Below are 16,227 nucleotides of genomic sequence, written 5' to 3'. Positions count from 1 at the left end.
CGCTGCGCCGAGTAGTCCGGTGCACCGGCCGCCCGTCCCGGCCCGACCGGGGCGGGCGGCCGTCCTCATCCATGACTCGGGGAGGCTCCATGCCGACTGACCTGATGCGCCGCTGGTCCACCGGTGCCGCCATTCCGGACGCTGCCGGAGGGCGTACTGCGTACCCGACTCTCCCCGTCCCGTCGGCGGCAGTCCACCACCTTCCCGCGTCCGGTGCGGGTGACGACGAGGCGTACCCCGCGTCCGTCCGTAACGGATCTTGCTCCTCGAGATCGCCACTGGCCGACCACGCTCAACAGGTCGCGCCCCAGGGGCGGAGCTTGTCGGGGTTGAGTACGGCCCAGATGTGGTGGATGCGGTCATCGCCGACGTCGAACGCCATCACCGACACGGTGACACCGTCCCGCAGCGCCACCAGACCGGGCTGACCGTTGACCGTGCACTCCTGAAGCGTCACCCCGGCCGCCGCCGTCGGCCGGTCGACGAAGAAGCGGGCAACCTGCCCGGCCCCCGTGATCGGGTGGAGCGCGGCGGTGACCAGTCCGCCGCCGTCGCCGGTCGCCGTGGCGTCGGATGCCAGCAGGCCGATGAGCGCGTCGATGTCCTTGGCCTCCCACGCCTGCTTGAAGGCCCGGACGAGATCGGCACGTCGGGTCGACGGGCCCGCGTCAGGCCGCGGGGCGTGGAGGCGCCGCCGGGCCGACGCGGCGAGGTGGCGGCAGGCCCCAGGGGTACGACCGACGATCGCCGCCACGTCGGCGAAGGGGTAGCCGAAGATGTCGTGCAGGATGAACGCCACCCGCTCGGCCGGGGTCATCGCGTCGAGCACGACCAGGAAGGCCATGCTGACCGACTCGTCGAGGGTGACCTGGTCGGCCGGGTCGGCGCTGGCGCTCGACCGGCCGCTGATCCATTCGGCGCGGTGGGGCAGCGGTTCCGGGATCCATTCGCCAACGTAACGCTCGCGCCTGACCCGCGCCGAGCGGAGCAGGTCCAGGCAGATGCGGCTGGCAACCGTCGTCAGCCAGCCACCGGGAGCGTCGATGCCCTCCTGCTGCCGGGGGGACATGGCGTACCAGCGGGCGTACGTCTCCTGCACGACGTCCTCCGCGTCGGCCAGTGAGCCCAGCAGCCGGTACGCCAGGTTGGTGAGCTGACGCCGCTCGCTGATGATCGCGCTCGGCCTGGCGTCGGGCGGACCGACTACCGGCTCGGACGGGTGGGCCATGGGTTTCACCGATTCCTTCGGACGATCTGGCTCACCTCTTACGACGAATCGTCGCCGCGAATTGTGCGGTGGCGGGTCGCCGCACATCTTGTCGGGCTGTCTCGTCGTACCGCTTGAGAACCGCAGAGGGAGGAGTCCGACAGTGGAACCCGTGCACGTAGCGATCATCTACTACAGCGCCACCGGCACCATCCACACGGTGGCACGAGCCGCCGCCGAAGGGGCCGAGAAGGCCGGCGCCACCGTGCGACTGCGCAAGGTCCACGAAACCGCGCCGGCGACGGCGATCAGCGCCAGGCCGGAGTGGGAGCGGCACCTGACGGACACTGCGGACGTCGCCGAGGCCCGCCACGACGACCTGGATTGGGCGGACGCCGTGCTCTTCGGCACCCCCACCCGCTTCGGCAACCCGGCCAGCCAACTCCGCGCGTTCATCGACACCACCGGCCCGCTGTGGTTCCGGGGCAAGCTCGCCGACAAGGTGTACTCGGCCTTCACCTCATCCAACACTGCCCACGGCGGCCAGGAATCGACTCTGTTGGCGCTGGCGAACACCTTCTGCCACTGGGGCGGCATCATCGTGCCTCCCGGCTACACCGACCCCGTTCAGTTCCAGGCCGGCAACCCCTACGGCACCTCCCATGTGGCCGGCGACGGCCCACCCGGCGAGGTGAGCCTCCAGGCGGCCCGCCACCAGGCCCGCCGGGTCGTCGACATCACCGCGCGCCTCAAGGCGGGCGCTGCCGCCTGAATTACCCACGACGACGTACGTGCCGGTGCCCTGGAGCAGAGCGCCGCCGCTCGTCTGTACAAGAGGTTCAGAAAGAATAAAGAACTGGCCGGTAGGTTCGTGGCGTATTTTTCTGCCGGCTGTTTCTTGTTGGAGATGACGTGAAAAAGCGCAAAGCTCTCACGGCCGCGTTCGCTACCACCGCGGCCGTCGTGGCCTCGGTGACGGTCGCCCCGACGGCCGCGCAGGCGGTGTACCGGTGCGCCGAGAAGTATGTGGAGGTCTGCTTCTACGAGAACTTCGGCTGGTCCGGTTCGACCATGGCGTTCCGGACCGTCGATGCCGGTGCCAGCTTCGCCGATTTCCGCTGGTACCAGTACACCAACGGAAAGAACCTGAACGATTCAGCGTCCTCCGTGTGGAACGGCAGTAATCACACGATCGGTGTCTTCGAGCACGGCTTCGCCGCCGGCAGCGGCGGCGGCAGGATCACGTTCGTCCCCGCGCACAGTGGAGTGGATTTCCGGGGTGGCGGAGACGAGATCCCGAATGACTCCGCGTCCGCGTTCGTAGTGTTCTACGACTGAGCCCTGTCGTGACGACCGGGTACGAGCTGGACGCCCGGGGCGAGGCGGTGGCCCGGCGGGAACTCTTCGTCCATCACCCCGGTTCCGCCTCGATCCCGTTTATCTGCCCCTAGACGAGTAAGTCCGAAGTTGGGTCAGTGGTCGTAGGCGATCAGGGACCTGGTCACGGGTTGGTTGGTGGCCCGGTTGTGCCAGATCGCGGTGGTCATCGCCAGGAGGCGTTGCGCGATGCGTGCCGCGACGCCTTCGATGCTGCGTCCGCCGTGCAGTTCGAGGTCGAGTTGCCCCTTCAGCGTGTCGTTGACGGACTCGATGAGCTGGCGGATCGGCTTGAGTAGGTGCTCGTCCGGGCGTGGGGTGCGGTTGCGGTACGACGGTCTGAGCAATCGCACGCCACGCTCTGCCAGCCACCGGTCCAGCTCCGCGGACACGTATCCCTTGTCCGCGACGATCAGCAGGCCCGGGCGTTCGGCGATGAGGTCGGGGTCGTGGTCAAGGACAGCCATCAGGACCTGACGTTCGTCGACCTTCGGTGTCGCCAGGGCCCAGGTGATCGGCAAGCCGGCCGGGGTGCAGATCAGATGCAGCCGCAGTCCCCAGAAGAACCGCGAGTGCGAGGCGCAGTAGCCGTACCCGGCCCACCCCGCCAGGTCAGAGCGTTTCACCGTCGGCCTGGACCGCCCGCATTCCACCGGTGTGGAGTCGATGACCCAGGTGGCGTCGGACCACAGGTCAGTGTCCTCGGCGACCGCCCGGATGGCACGCTTGAGCAGCGGCAACGCTGCCCGTAGCCGCTTGTTGTAACCAGACTGTCCGGGCAGGTACGGGAACGCCCCGGGTAGATGCCCGGGCACGAACCGCAGCCAACGGGCCTCGGAACGCACCCCGAGCAGCGCCTGCGCGACGGCCAGGGTCAGCAACTCCGCGTCAGAGAGCTTCGGTGGCCTACCCGTCCGGCGAGGACGCCCGAGCCAGTCGTCGATCTTCACGTACAGTGCGGTCAGAAGGGTGTTGAGGTCTGTCGTCACAAACGGATCTTCAACACCCTTCGTCTATGCCCACAGCCCGGGGTCGTTAGGACTTACTCGTCTAGCGTGGAGAACAGGCCACCTCGGGTACGAGGGACGGAGGGGTCATGACAGCCACCGCGAACCAGGGCCGGGTCGGCCTCCAGCTTCCCGGGATCGTGCTCGGGGTGGGGCTCGGCGGCTTCGCCGACGGGATCTTCCTGCACCAGATCTTCCAGTGGCACCACATGCTCACCAGCACCAACTCCGATCGCATCGGAGTGCGGTACTACAACCCGCACACGGTCTCCGGACTGGAGATGAACACCGTCTGGGACGGCATCTTCCACGTCGTGTGCTGGCTGTCGGTGCTGGTGGGCCTGGCCGTCCTGTACTCGCGGGTCACCCACGATCGCCGCAGGGTGTGGAGTTCCCGCGTGCTGTGGGGCTGGATCATCGCGGGTTGGGGGTTGTTCAATCTCGTCGAGGGCGTGGTGGACCACCAGATCCTCGGCATCCACCACGTACGCGGTGGACCCCACCAGCTCTGGTGGGACATCGGGTTCCTCGTCTTCGGCGCACTGTTGCTGGTGGGCGGATGGTTGATCCAGCGCGGTGGCAAGGTCGCCGACTCCGGCCGCGCGGTCTGATGGATCCGCACCTGCATCACGAGGGTGCCGCGCTGGGGGTCGGTCTGTCCGAGACGGTGGTGCCCGTCGTCGTTCTGCTCGCCGGCGCCTGCGGCTACCTCCACCTGGCCGGGCGGGCCCGCCGCCGCAACCCGGTGCGGGGTTGGAACCGGTGGCGGACGGCAAGCTTCGTCCTCGGGCTGCTCCTGCTGGCCGTGGCGCTCCTGCCGCCACTGGCGCCCCTCGCCCACACCGACTTCCGCGGCCACATGACCCAGCACCTGCTCGTCGGCATGTACGCCCCGCTCGCGCTGGTCCTCGCCGCCCCGGTCACGCTGCTGCTGCGGGCGCTGTCCGCGCCGCGCGCCCGCCGACTGACCGTGCTGTTGCACACCGCTGCGGCCCGAGTGCTGACCCACCCGGCGGTGGCCTTCCTGGTGTCCACCGCCAGTCTCGCGGTGCTCTACTTCACCCCGCTCTACCAGCTCGCCACCGGCAACACCGCCGGTCACTGGGTGCTGCACGCCCACTTCCTGCTCTCCGGCTGCCTGTTCGCCTACGTCATCGCCGGTCCCGACCCCGCGCCCCGGCGTCCCGGGGTCCGCGCCCGGCTGGTCTACCTCGGTCTCGCGATCGCGACCCACGCGGTCATCTCGCAGCTGATGTACGGCGGTTTCTGGGTCGACATCCATGCCCCGATCCCGCAGGTGCAGGGCGGGGCGCAGCTCATGTACTACGGCGGGGACATCGCCGAACTGCTCCTCGCCGCCGCCCTCGTGGCGACCTGGCGACCCGAGCGCCGCGAACGGTCCGGTGACACCACCCCGCTCGTCACCACGCCGGCATCGACCTGACCACCCGGGCGCTCGGATTCCTAGGCGAAGCTCAGAGCGTCGGTCCGGGCGCGTTTGAGTTCGGAGAACGCCGGACAGCCGGCGAGCAGGCGGGCGCCGTCGAAGACGCGGAGGGCGTCTTCTCCGCGGGGGATCGAGGAGAGGACGGGGCCGAAGAAGGCCACGCCGTCGACCACGATCGTCGGGGTGCCGAGGTCCTCACCCACGAGTTGCTGCGCGCGGGCGGTGCTCGCCCGCATCTGCTCGTCGACGTCGCTGCGACGAGCGACCTCGGCCAGGTCGGCGGGAAGGCCCACCTCGGCCAGAGCCGCCGGGATGACGGTGTCGAAGTCCTTGTCGCCTTCGTCGTGGATCCGCCGACCGAGCGCCGGGTACAGACGCGCGAGGGCGGCGGACCCGTGTCGGGTAACGGCCGCCGTGCACACCCGCGCCGGGCCCCAGGCCCGATCGTTGAACTCGCGGTACCAGGGCTCCAGGTCGCGGTGCTCGTTGACGACGGCGAGGCTCATCACCTCGAACCGCAGAGCGATGGGTCGCATGCGGGCGACCTCCATGAGCCACCGCGAGGTGATCCAGGCGAATGGACAGGACGGGTCGACGTAGGCCGTGACCTCGGGGGTGGGCGCTTGAGAGGATTTATCTTCCACGGAAGATAATATATCTTCCGTGGAAGCTATAGTGCAAGCGTGACTGAGGACCGGGTTGCCGACATCGTGGACCAGTGGCGTCGTGAACGACCCGACCTGGATCCCACCCCGCTGTTGATCATTGGCCGGATCCAGCACCTGGCCGAGGTGCTCGACGCGGCCCTGCGGCCGCCGTTCGCCGCCGCGGGTCTCGGTAACGGCGAGTTCGACATGCTCGCCGCGCTGCGCCGGGAGGGCGAGCCGTACGCGCTCACGGCGGGTCAGTTGAGTGAACGGATGCTCGTCACCACCGGTGCGGTGACCAAGCGGGTGGACCGGTTGGTCGCCCGAGGTCTCGTGTCGCGCTCGGTCTCCGACGCTGACGCGCGCGGCAGGGTGGTGGGCCTGACCCCGGCCGGGGTGGCATTGACCGACCAGCTCATCGGGGAACACCTGGCGAACGAGGCGGCGATCCTCCGAGGTCTGACGGACAGCGACCGCGGCGCGCTCGAGCGCCTGCTGGCGACGTTGACGCGGACCGTGGGGTCGTGAGCACGGCACGTCGGCACCGTCGTCGCGGCGTCGTCCGGATCCGTGCGGGCAGTGACGCCTAAGGAGCGATGCTCGTTCGTACCGGCCCTGGCGAGCCGCCGGAAATGGTATCAATTTCCGAAAGGCGAAGAATCCGGGCAAGGTCGGGCGGCGACATGTCGACACGCGCAGCGGCGCTGCTTCGCAAGTCGGACCAGCCGCAGCGGCCGAGCCTCCTGGAACTCTTCTTCGACCTGGTGTTCGTCTTCGCGCTCAACCGGGTCTCCCACCGGCTCGTCGAGGATCTGACCGACCGAGGAATGGTCCTCGCCGAGGTCGGCGAGACGGTCCTGTTGCTGATGGCCTTCATGTCGCTGTGGTTCGTCACGGCGTGGGTCACCGACCTGTACGACTCGGAACGGCCACAGGTCCAGTTGGTGGTCTACACGGCGATGCTCGGCGCCCTGATGATGGCGGTCGCCGTGCCGCAGGCGTTCGGTACCCGTGGTCTGGTTTTCGCCGGCTCGTACGTGGCGGTGCACATCGTGCGTGGCCTCATCATCGTGCCGCCGTTGCGTGGTCTCGAGGCCCAGCGCCGGGCGGCGGGGGTGCTCCTGTGGTTCTCGATGTCCGCCGTGCCGTGGCTCGTCGGAGCGTTCCTGCCGGACGCGGCGCGAGCGGTGCTGTGGACGCTCGCACTCGCCATCGACGGCACGGCGTTGCTGCTCTTCTATCCCGCGCCGTGGAACATCTCCAGCCGGCCGAAGTGGCCGGTGTCGCCCGAGTACATCTCCGAGCGGTACCGACAGTTCTTCATCATCGCGCTCGGTGAGCTGATCCTGACCACCGGATCGGCCTACAGCGACACGTCGTTCGAGGAGGGTGGCGCCGCCGTGGCGTTCGCCGTCTCCTTCGCCACGACCGTGCTGATGTTCCGGGTGTACCTCTTCAAGGCGGGCCAACTGCTGCCCGGGGCGCTCAGCGCCGCCCGTAACCCGGCGCACCTCATCCGGGAAGCGTTCATCGCCCACATGCTCATGGTCGTCGGCACCGTCGCCATCGCCGTCGGCTACGAAATCGTGATCACCCATCCGTTCGGGCCCACCAACCCGTCCTGGATCGTCGCCATCCTCGGCGGACCGGTGCTGTTCCTGGCCGGACGTTCCCTGGTCGAACACGCGGTGTTCGCGCGGGTGTCCCGATCCCGGATGATCGGCGCTCTCCTGCTGGTCGCCGTCTCGCCCGCGATGGTCCACGTCCCGCCGCTGGTGGTGGCCGGCACCGCCGTCGTCGTCCTGGCCGGCATCGCCGTCTCGGACGCGATCCGTGCCATGGGCAAACCCCCCGAACAGCCGTCCCCGCCCGGCTCTGGACGGTGACGAGCGGGTCCACGGGCCCCCGACCGGCCGAGCGGTCGACGACGGCCAGCAACGGCCGGGCCGGGCCAGGTGGCCTGGCCCGGCCGTTTCACGACCGGCGGACGGTCACGGGCTGGTGCAGGTTGGCGACGGGTTGGTCGGCGTACCGGAGCCGAGGAAGCCGAACGTCGTCGTGCCGCCCGGAGCGAGCGAGCCGTTGTAGACGGCGTTGCGGACGGTCGCGGTCGAGCCGCTGGTGCTCAGCGTGCCGTTCCAGACCTGGCTGATGCTCTGCCCGTTGCCGAGGGTCCAGCGGACGGTCCACCCGTTGACGGCGGCGGTGCCGGCGGTCACGGTGACCTCACCCTGGAAGCCTCCCGACCACGAGTTCACGGTGTGGTAGGTCGCCGTACAGGCGGCGCCGGACGGCGGCGGTGTGGTGGGCGGTGGCTCGGTGGGCGGCGGCGTGGTCGGTGGCGGCGTCGTCGGCGGTGGTGTGGTGGGCGTACCCGTGGTGGGCGGTGACGTGGGTTCACCCGGCGGCACCAGGGGGCAGGTGTTGCTGTACCGCGAGACGCCCCGGCTGTCCGCCAGCGGGCAGAGGAACTGGGTGTAGCGCGTGTCGTTGTCGAGGAACGTCTTCAGCCAGGGGATCAGCAGGCGCATCTCGGTCGGGTTCGACCTGGTGAAGGAGAGGTGGTCGTTGCCGGCCAACTCGGCCCAGGCGTGTTCCACGCTGGCCGGCAGGCTGTTGTAGATGCCCTGGACGTACGAGGGCGTCACCGTCCCGTCGTTCTGCCCCGACAGGAGCATGGTGGGCACCTGGGTGCTGGACATGTTCAGGTTGTTCCCGGGGGTGCCCGGCGCGAGGCCGACCGCCGTCTTCAGGGTGGGCCGCCGCAACGAGGCGAGCAGGGTGCCGGCCCCGCCGGCCGAGTGACCCATGACGCCCAGCCGGTTCGGGTCGACCCGGTTACGGACCGGGCTGGTACGGGTGAGGTAGTCCAGCGCGGCGAGCAGTTGGGTGGCCCGGGCGTCGGCGCCGTCGGTACGACTGTTGGTCTCGATGCCGATCACCACGAACCCGAAGGACGCCAGCCAGGGCCCCATCCAGGCTTCCTCGTTGGCGAACAGGGCCGAGTAGCCGGGGACGATCGCGACCGCGCCCCAGGTGCCCAGGCTGGTGTCGGTGGGGTAGTAGACGTACCCGCCGTTGAAGCCGTTCCCGGCCGGCACGGTCGCCTGCGTCGTGGCGAACGGGCCGCGGGTGGCGGCCACGCTGGCCAGGGTGGGGTCCGGACCCCGCTGGTACGGGCTGTCGGCGACCGCCGCGTCCCGGGTCGTCGTGGCCAGGGCCAGGCCGAGGACCACCGCGACCCCGGCCGTCAGCCATCTGGCGGTGCCGGGTCGCTTCATCGCCGGCTCCACTGCTGGTTGGTCTGGCCGGTGCAGGTCCAGAGGACGAGCTTGGTGCCGTTACCGGTGCCCTGGTTGTAGGGGTCCAGGCAGAGGCCGGACTGCACACCGGTGATGGTGCCGTTGGCGTTGACGTTCCACTGCTGGTTCGTGCCGCCGTGGCAGTCGTAGATGGTGACCTGGGTGCCCGGCGAGGTGCCGTAGCCGGCGGCGTCGAGGCACTTGTTGCCGTACACCGTCAGGGTCTTGGTCGACGTGTAGGTCCACTGCTGGTTCGTGCGGCCGTGGCAGTCCCACAACTGCACCTGGGTGCCGTTCGTGGTGGACGAGCCGGGGACGTCGACGCAGCGGCCGGACAGCGTGCCCACGAGGGTGGTGGTGGTCTGGCCGCCGCCGCTGCTCGGGTTGCCGATGCTGCCCGGGACCGACTGCAACGCGCTGTACCAGCGGGCGGCCATCTTGTCGTATCCGCCGGAGGTGGGGTGGACGCCGTCGATCAGGTCGGCGGTGCTGAGCGCGCTGTACATGTCGACCAGATGCACCCGCTTGCCGGCGTTGACCTTGCTCTGCACGATGCCGGGGATCGCCGCGTTGAAGGTGCGGGCGGCGGCGTTCTGGCCGCTGTTGGAGATCGGAATGATCTGCGCCACGAACACCTCGGCGGTGGGCGCGGTGTTGGTGATCTTGTCGATCAGCGTGGAGAGCCGGTTCGGCGCGGTGCTCACGTTGTAGTTCTGCAGGATGTCGTTGGTGCCGATGTGCAGCAGGACGGTCGCCGGCCGTTGGGTGTTGAGCCAGTTGACGATGTTCGCGTCGATCTGGTCGATGCGCCAGCCGGGATGCCCCTGGTGGTCGTGGTCGCCCAGGCTGGCCGGCCCGTTGAACTGCGATCCGACGAAGTCCACCGTGTACCGGCCGCCGGCGAGGCGCTGCCACAACCCGATGCGGTAACCGCCGGGCACCTGCGTGCCCTCGGTGATGGAGTCACCGAGTGGCATCACCCGTACCCCGCCGTTGGACTCTGCGCTGGCGGGACCGGCGGGTGCCACCACCCCGGCGATCACGACACCGAGCGCGGCGAGCGTCGCGAGCCATCGTGCCCTCGTACTCATGGATCTCTCCCTTGGGTTGGTCGAGTTGGCCGAGGGCGTTGGCCGATCGGTAGGGCCGCGCGGGCAGCCGGCAACCTGGAGGGCCGGCGGACCGAGCAGCCGCCGGCTGCCGGGGCGTGGCCCGGCTCGCGCCGATCGTCGGATCGGCACGGCGTTGCTGCCTCAGCACTGGGACGAGTGTGAGCGTTAACAGAGATGAGTGTAGATTCATCGGCCCGCGTTGGTCTACCTCGCCGGCACCGCGTCCTAGCTCGCCAGCGCGCGGGCGCGCAGCCGCCAGGTGTCGGTGAGCGTGATGCCGACCAAGCCGGCTGCCGTGACGACCGTGACGAGAACGGGGACGAGCATCGCCAACACGGGCGTCAACGCGATCAGCAGCGCCAGCCAGGCCAGCCGCGATTTCGGCAGTTGTCCCAGGAGTACGTACTCGGAGTTCATCCGTCCGACCACGAACAGCACCGGCCCGCCGACGATGAGGAGCACCCAGCTCGCCGGGGTGGTCCGCACCGGCTCGTGGAGCACGAGGTCCACCCCGGCGGAGGTGGCGATGACCCCGGTCACCACGCAGGCGTAGACGTACGGCGCCAGGTACACCGAAGCCCGTGGACGCCAGTGGGCGGACCGGTCGACGAGCTTGTTGCTCTGCAGCACGTAGATCTGCCAGAACAGCAGCGCGGTGAGGATCGCGGCGGCGAACGCGACGGCGCGGGCCGGGGTGTACCCGACGCTGCCGAACGTCAGCGTGGTCATCAACGCCAGCTCACCGAGCGCCAGGATGGCGATCTGCTGGTAGCGCTCGCCGAAGTGGACGCTCAACTGGCTGTACTGCTCCAGCGGTATCCGACCGCGCAGCGGCGTCGGGTAGCGCAACGCCGCCGCCAGGTAGTCGATCGCGAGCGCGCCGACCCAGAGGCCGGTACGCCAGCCCGGCGAGGCGAACCCGCCGGCGATCCAGAGGACTCCGGACACGACGAACCAGAAGAGGAAGCGTTCCTCCCGCGCGTGCGCCCGGCGGGGACGCAGCGCCACGATCAGCATGACCCCCCGGGCCAGGTGCAGGCCGACGTACGCGACGGCGAAGAGAAGACCCCGCCCGCCGTACGCGCCCGGTATCGCGACCGCGATCAGGGACACCCCGACCATCGTGCCGACGACCACACCCTGGACCGCCCGGAGCTGCGGATCGTAGAACTCGGTGGTGTTCACCGTCACCGACCAGGTCCACCAGGCGGCCAACAGCAGGACGAGTCGCTGCCCGAGCCCACCCCAGGTGGGATCGGCGGCCAACTGCATCGACAGTTGCGCGAACACGGCCACGTAGAAGACGTCGAAGAACAACTCCAGCAGGGTGGCCCGCGCCGACGAGGTGGGCTTGCGTCGTGGCCCGGTCGGATCCGCCCTGGTCATGAACTCCCCGCTCCCGCCGGCTCGTCCGCGATCGCCTCCCCCTGGAGCCGCGATGACGCCGGGACCGAGGGCCGGTGGCGTGCGGCACACGGCTACCAACGAGTGAGCCGACAGAGAGATACCTGGCAGGATCAGGGCGCGCGAGTTCGACAGCGCCAGCGCTTCGTACCGAGAGAGGGCTCATGCTCCCCAGGACCGCCGAGTCGCACCCGCCGCCTCCCGTCGTCGAACTGTGCGACGTGACCTTCCGGCGGGACGGCAAGCAGATCCTGCACGGCATCGACCTCACCGTGCGCGAGGGTGAGCACTGGGCGTTGCTCGGTCCGAACGGCGCAGGCAAGAGCACGCTGCTCGGCTTCTGCGGCGCGCTCACCCATCCGACCTCCGGGACCGTACGGATCCTTGGTCGACAACTCGGCCGCGTGGACCTGCAACAGCTTCGCCGGGCGATCGGTCACGTGAACCCCCGTCATCCGCTGCGGTCGCCCCTGGCGATCCGTGAGGTCGTGCTGACCGGGCTGGCCGGGTCGATCGACCTGCCGCCGCGCTGGCAGCCGACCCGGGACGACCGGGACCGGGCGGATTCCCTGTTGGGCATGTTCGGGCTGGCCGACCGGGCCGACGAGCGCTGGCCCACCCTGTCGCAGGGCGAGCGGGGTCGCACCCTGATCGTCCGGGCCCTCATCAGTCAGCCGCGACTGCTGTTGCTGGACGAGCCCTCGACCGGTCTCGACGTCGCGGCCCGCGAACAGTTGCTCGAGACCATCGACCTGCTCCGCGAGACCCATCCCCGCCTCGCCTCGATCATGGTCACCCATCACCTCGAGGAACTGCCGGCCACGACCAGCCACGCGATGCTGATCAGCGGCGGCAGCGTGGTCGCCGCCGGCCCGGCCGACGGGACGGTCACCACCGCGCAGGTCTCGGTGGCCTTCGCGCACCCCATCGAGGTACGCCACGAGGACGGGCGCTGGGCGGCCCGCGCCGGGTCCGTCCGACGGTTGGCGGTCTCCAACGGCTGACCCCACCTTCCGGTACGCATTCGGGGAGGTCATCGGTGGCGGCGGTGGTGGACGATCAGCGCTCCGGCGCAGAGCGCCGCCACCAGGCCGAACGCCGAGCCGATCCACGGGTTGCCGACGACCGTCGTCAGTGCGGCGTTGGTCGCCGCGCTGAGGAGCAGCAGCAGCCACAGCAGCGGACGGAGCAGCCCGCCGGATCGTTCCGGCGCGGGGGCCGGGGCCTCGCTGAGGGGGTACGGGTTGGTCATCGTGCTCTCCTTCGATGATGTTCGGCGACACCATCGACGCTAGGTCGGCGGCGCGGCGGCAACGATCCCCCCAGCTCGACAACCACAGGTACAGCAGGCTGTACTTTGCGCCGCGGACGCTGCCGCGCGTGCCCAGCGTGACCTATGTTGGCGCGATGGCATACCTGCGCGGCCGGTTCCGCGCCGCGGTCGACGCCCTCGAACACCTCGTCGGTGGGCTCGGCACCGCGCTGCTCGCGTTGGGCGCGTTGCTCTGGGCGGTGGTCGTGGCCCTGATCTGCCTGACCGGGCTGGGGCAGCGGCTGGTGCCGGGCGTCCTGCGGATGCTGCGCTCGGTGGCCGATCGGGAGCGGGCCCGGCTGTCCCGCTGGGGCACGCCGATCCCCCCGCCGGGGCCGGTGCAGGAAGGGCTGCGGGAGGCGGCGCGCGATCCGTTCGTCCGGCGGGAAGTCGGCTGGGTCGCGCTGCACTCGGTCATCGGACTGCTGGCGGGGTTGGTCGGCCTGGCCCTGCCGCTCTATGCCCTCCAGGACATCACCTTTCCGTTGTGGTATCGGCTGATCTCGCCCGAGGACGGCGCTCCGGGGGTGGTCTGGTGGCGTATCGACGGCTTGTCCGAGGCGCTCCTCGTGGGCCTGCTCGGGGTGGTCTGGCTGGTCGCCGCGATCGGGTTCGGTCCGGCGCTGGCCCGGGTCCAGGCCTGGCCGGGTCGGTTGCTGCTGCCTCCGCCACCGGGGATCGACCTGTCGCTGCGGGTGGCCACGCTGACCGCCACCCGGGCCGCCGCGCTCGACGCCCACGCGCTCGAGTTGCGCCGCATCGAGCGGTCGCTGCACGACGGCACGCAGAATCGGCTGGTCGCGGTCAACGTGCTGCTGGGGGCGGCGCGCCGGGCCGTGCGGCGTGACCCCGACCGCGCCGACGAGATCCTCGGGCAGGCGCAGGACGCGGCGGAACAGGCCCTCGGTGAACTCCGTACGGTGGTGCGGGGCATCCTGCCGCCCGTGCTGGACGACCGGGGGCTGGCCGGCGCGCTGGCGGGCCTGGCCGGCAGTTGCCCGGTGCCCTGCCGGCTCACTGTCGACGTGGCCGTCCGGTGCGCGGCGTCGGTCGAGGCCACCGCGTACTTCGTGGTGGCCGAGGCGCTGACCAACGTCGTCCGGCACAGCGGCGCGAGCCGGGTGGACGCCGCCGTCCGTCGGGAGCAGGGCCTGCTCCTGGTGACCGTCGAGGACGACGGGCGCGGCGACGCCGACGAGGCGCACGGCTCCGGGCTCACCGGCATCCGCCGGCGGGTCGAGGCGTACGACGGGCGGATGACACTGACCAGCCCATCGGGAGGACCGACGAGGATGCACGTGGAGCTGCCATGCGGATCGTGATCGCCGAGGACGACCCGCTGCTGCGCGAGGGGTTGGCGCTGCTGCTGCGGGCGGAGGAGTTGGACGTGGTCGCCACGGCGGGCACGCCGGGCGAGTTCCTGGTCGCCGTCGACGAGCACGCGCCGGACGTGGCGATCGTCGACGTCCGGATGCCGCCGACCCACACCGACGAGGGCATCGTGGCCGCGGTGGAGGCCCGGCGACGTCGCCCCGGCCTCGCGGTGCTGGTCCTGTCCGCGTACGTGGAGCAGGCGTTCGCCACCGAGCTGTTCTCGGTCGGCGCGGCCGGGCTCGGTTATCTGTTGAAGGAACGGGTGGGCCGGGTCGAGGAGTTCCTCACCGCGCTACGCCGGGTCGCGGACGGCGGCAGCGTGATCGACCCCGAGGTGGTGGCCCAGCTGCTCGCCCGCAACCGCCGTACGGACACGGCGCTGGACGAGTTGTCGCCGCGTGAGCGCGAGGTGCTGGGGCTGATGGCCGAAGGGCTCGGCAACACGGCGATCGCCGAGCGGCTGTTCGTCACCGACGGCGCGGTGCACAAGCACATCCGCAGCATCTTCGCCAAACTCCAGCTACCGCCGGACGACCGCGCCGACCGTCGGGTCACCGCGGTGCTGCGCTACCTGGACGGCGGGCAGCGTCAGCGCTGAACCGCCTGCCCGGTGCCCCCGTCGACGAGGGCACCGGGCAGGCGGCGGCGCTCAGAGGGAGATCCGGTCGAACTTCTCCCAGGTGCTGATCGACGTCCGGTTGGCGATCAGCGGCTTGGTGCCCTTGCTCTCGGCCACCACGTACCTGCCGTTGGCTGCGGCGCGCAGGCTGATCGTGCCGTCGGAGTTGTTGACGATGGTGAACTTCTCCCAGGTGCTGACCTTGGTCCGGTTGGCGATCAGCGGCTTGGTGCCCTTGCTCTCCGCCGTCACGTATCGACCGTTGGAGCGGGAGCGGAGCGCGACGTAGCCACCGCCCGCGTTGATCACGTCGTACTGCTCCCAGCGGGCGACAGTGGTGCGGTTGGCGATCAGCGGCTTGGCGCCGGCGCTCTCGGCCACCACGTATCGCTTGTTCGCCCGCGCGCGCAGGGCGACGGGCGGCGTGGCCACCGGCGCGCCGGTGAGCTTGGTCAGCGCCGGGTAGGTGCCGTTGAAGACGTTCTGGCTGTAGTTCCCGGGCTGGCTCGGGTTGCCGGCGGCGTACTGCCAGATGGTCTCCGTGGTCCAACCCGCCGGCAGCGGCGGGCGAGCCGTGGTGTAGCCGGCGATGTCCAACGGGTTGGCGCCGAACGAGGTGTTCTTGTCGGTGCAGGGGTTCCAGTAGTTGGTGTTCGTGTAGATCATCACGGGCCGGCCGATCCGGGCCTTGACCTGGTCGGTGAAGGATTTGATCCAACTCGACATCTCGGTCGGGGTCAGCCCGTAACAGGTGGGCGCACCGGACCAGTACGGCCATTCGATGTCGACCATTGGCACCAGGGTCTGGCCGTCCTTGGTGAACTTGGCGCTGTCCACGAAGAAGTTGGCCTCGTTGATCGGGTCGCGTTTGTCGGGCCGGGCGAAATGGTAGGCGCCGACGAGGAGTCCGGCGTCCTTGGCCGCCGCGTAGTCCTCGGCGAAATACGGATTGAGGTACGTCCTACCTTCCGTCGCCTTGACGTAGGCGAACTTGACGCCGCCGGCCGCGACCGCGGGCCAGTTGATCGGGCCGAGGTTGTGGTCGTGGCTGGAGACGTCGATGCCCCGAACCGTGTAACCCGCCGGGATGGCGGCGCTCGTGGCCATCGCGCTGCTGCGCGCGCCCGGGGCGATGCCGGCGTTCGCCCGGCCACCACCGTCCACGGACGGGTCGGCTGCCTGCGCCGGCTGGGTCACGCCGAGCGCCGCACCCACCGCGAGACCGGCGGACATCAGCGCACAGAGCAATTTTCTAGGCATGGTGAGGTGAGGTTCTCCTTGCTCACGAGGTCGAGTGACCGTCGGCGTGGGCCCGGAGAGTATCGCTTGTCGACGGTGAGTAGCGCTGTCCGGCGAGCCGGAAATCGAGATCATCGGTAGGCACGTCGAACCGTACGGTGGAAGTCAATGCCGCGTCGA

The 16,227-nt window shown here is 69.9% G+C and carries 17 protein-coding genes; 9 read left to right on the top strand and 8 right to left on the bottom strand.

The genetic code is table 11. The features are described from left to right. Positions 1–292 precede the first annotated feature (292 nt). Entirely contained in the window at positions 293–1,228 is a 936-nt protein-coding gene (gene sigJ / locus ACN263_RS29110) for an RNA polymerase sigma factor SigJ (protein WP_422737404.1), read from the bottom strand. 142 nt (positions 1,229–1,370) lie between these two features. Between sigJ and wrbA the strand changes: the two genes are divergently transcribed. Then, the gene (gene wrbA, locus ACN263_RS29105) at positions 1,371–1,979 is read left to right on the top strand and encodes an NAD(P)H:quinone oxidoreductase (RefSeq protein WP_422737403.1); all 609 of its coding nucleotides are present in this window, start codon (positions 1,371–1,373) and stop codon (positions 1,977–1,979) included. A gap of 191 nt (positions 1,980–2,170) precedes the next feature. Further along, complete coding sequence (locus ACN263_RS29100) at positions 2,171–2,545, top strand: peptidase inhibitor family I36 protein (protein ID WP_422737402.1); 375 nt, start codon at positions 2,171–2,173, stop codon at positions 2,543–2,545. Positions 2,546–2,679: 134 nt separating this feature from the next. Here ACN263_RS29100 and ACN263_RS29095 read toward each other — a convergent pair whose 3' ends face one another. Continuing rightward, on the bottom strand, positions 2,680–3,573 hold the full coding sequence (locus ACN263_RS29095) for an IS982 family transposase (RefSeq protein WP_422736979.1): 894 nt from the start codon (positions 3,571–3,573) through the stop codon (positions 2,680–2,682). A gap of 107 nt (positions 3,574–3,680) precedes the next feature. On the opposite strand from ACN263_RS29095, the gene ACN263_RS29090 reads away from it, so the two are divergent. Both ACN263_RS29090 and ACN263_RS29085 read left to right on the top strand, forming a co-directional pair. Beyond that, the gene (locus ACN263_RS29090; RefSeq protein ID WP_422737401.1) at positions 3,681–4,202 is read left to right on the top strand and encodes a DUF2243 domain-containing protein; all 522 of its coding nucleotides are present in this window, start codon (positions 3,681–3,683) and stop codon (positions 4,200–4,202) included. Further along, positions 4,202–5,035, top strand: a complete 834-nt coding sequence (locus tag ACN263_RS29085; protein WP_422737400.1) for a cytochrome c oxidase assembly protein — start codon at positions 4,202–4,204, stop codon at positions 5,033–5,035. Before ACN263_RS29090 ends, ACN263_RS29085 begins: the two co-directional genes overlap by 1 nt. Positions 5,036–5,055: 20 nt before the next feature. On the opposite strand, the gene ACN263_RS29080 is transcribed toward ACN263_RS29085, so the two are convergent. Further along, positions 5,056–5,682 carry a DsbA family protein gene (locus ACN263_RS29080; protein WP_422737399.1) on the bottom strand — a complete coding sequence of 209 codons (627 nt, stop codon included), beginning with the start codon at positions 5,680–5,682 and terminating at the stop codon, positions 5,056–5,058. A 39-nt stretch (positions 5,683–5,721) separates the two neighbouring features. Here ACN263_RS29080 and ACN263_RS29075 point away from each other — a divergent pair, with 39 nt between their 5' ends. Continuing rightward, positions 5,722–6,213, top strand: a complete 492-nt coding sequence (locus ACN263_RS29075) for a MarR family winged helix-turn-helix transcriptional regulator (RefSeq protein ID WP_422737398.1) — start codon at positions 5,722–5,724, stop codon at positions 6,211–6,213. 155 nt (positions 6,214–6,368) lie between these two features. Then, entirely contained in the window at positions 6,369–7,571 is a 1,203-nt protein-coding gene (locus ACN263_RS29070; RefSeq protein WP_422737397.1) for a low temperature requirement protein A, read from the top strand. Between the two features lie 105 nt (positions 7,572–7,676). Here ACN263_RS29070 and ACN263_RS29065 read toward each other — a convergent pair whose 3' ends face one another. The 3 genes from ACN263_RS29065 to ACN263_RS29055 form a co-directional block, all read right to left on the bottom strand. Beyond that, positions 7,677–8,966: a cellulose binding domain-containing protein gene (locus ACN263_RS29065; protein ID WP_422737396.1), complete on the bottom strand. Its 1,290-nt coding sequence runs from the start codon at positions 8,964–8,966 to the stop codon at positions 7,677–7,679. Then, positions 8,963–10,078, bottom strand: coding sequence for a ricin-type beta-trefoil lectin domain protein (locus ACN263_RS29060; protein WP_422737395.1), 1,116 nt, complete (start codon positions 10,076–10,078; stop codon positions 8,963–8,965). The genes ACN263_RS29065 and ACN263_RS29060 overlap by 4 nt, the downstream gene beginning before the upstream one ends. 246 nt (positions 10,079–10,324) lie before the next feature. Further along, entirely contained in the window at positions 10,325–11,485 is a 1,161-nt protein-coding gene (locus ACN263_RS29055; protein ID WP_422737394.1) for a low temperature requirement protein A, read from the bottom strand. 182 nt (positions 11,486–11,667) lie between these two features. Here ACN263_RS29055 and ACN263_RS29050 point away from each other — a divergent pair, with 182 nt between their 5' ends. Next, entirely contained in the window at positions 11,668–12,507 is an 840-nt protein-coding gene (locus tag ACN263_RS29050) for an ABC transporter ATP-binding protein (protein ID WP_422737393.1), read from the top strand. 29 nt (positions 12,508–12,536) lie between these two features. Here ACN263_RS29050 and ACN263_RS29045 read toward each other — a convergent pair whose 3' ends face one another. Next, positions 12,537–12,755 carry a hypothetical protein gene (locus tag ACN263_RS29045; protein ID WP_422737392.1) on the bottom strand — a complete coding sequence of 73 codons (219 nt, stop codon included), beginning with the start codon at positions 12,753–12,755 and terminating at the stop codon, positions 12,537–12,539. A 155-nt stretch (positions 12,756–12,910) separates the two neighbouring features. Between ACN263_RS29045 and ACN263_RS29040 the strand changes: the two genes are divergently transcribed. Together ACN263_RS29040 and ACN263_RS29035 are read left to right on the top strand one after the other, a co-directional pair. Further along, the gene (locus tag ACN263_RS29040) at positions 12,911–14,137 is read left to right on the top strand and encodes a sensor histidine kinase (protein ID WP_422737391.1); all 1,227 of its coding nucleotides are present in this window, start codon (positions 12,911–12,913) and stop codon (positions 14,135–14,137) included. Next, complete coding sequence (locus ACN263_RS29035) at positions 14,125–14,787, top strand: response regulator (protein ID WP_422737390.1); 663 nt, start codon at positions 14,125–14,127, stop codon at positions 14,785–14,787. The genes ACN263_RS29040 and ACN263_RS29035 overlap by 13 nt, the downstream gene beginning before the upstream one ends. A gap of 51 nt (positions 14,788–14,838) precedes the next feature. Here ACN263_RS29035 and ACN263_RS29030 read toward each other — a convergent pair whose 3' ends face one another. Beyond that, complete coding sequence (locus ACN263_RS29030) at positions 14,839–16,068, bottom strand: GH25 family lysozyme (RefSeq protein ID WP_422737389.1); 1,230 nt, start codon at positions 16,066–16,068, stop codon at positions 14,839–14,841. Positions 16,069–16,227: the final 159 nt, after the last annotated feature.

This window comes from Micromonospora sp. WMMD729 (genome assembly GCF_049315225.1).
Lineage (GTDB): Bacteria > Actinomycetota > Actinomycetes > Mycobacteriales > Micromonosporaceae > Micromonospora.
This window is presented reverse-complemented; position numbering and strand designations above follow the sequence as displayed.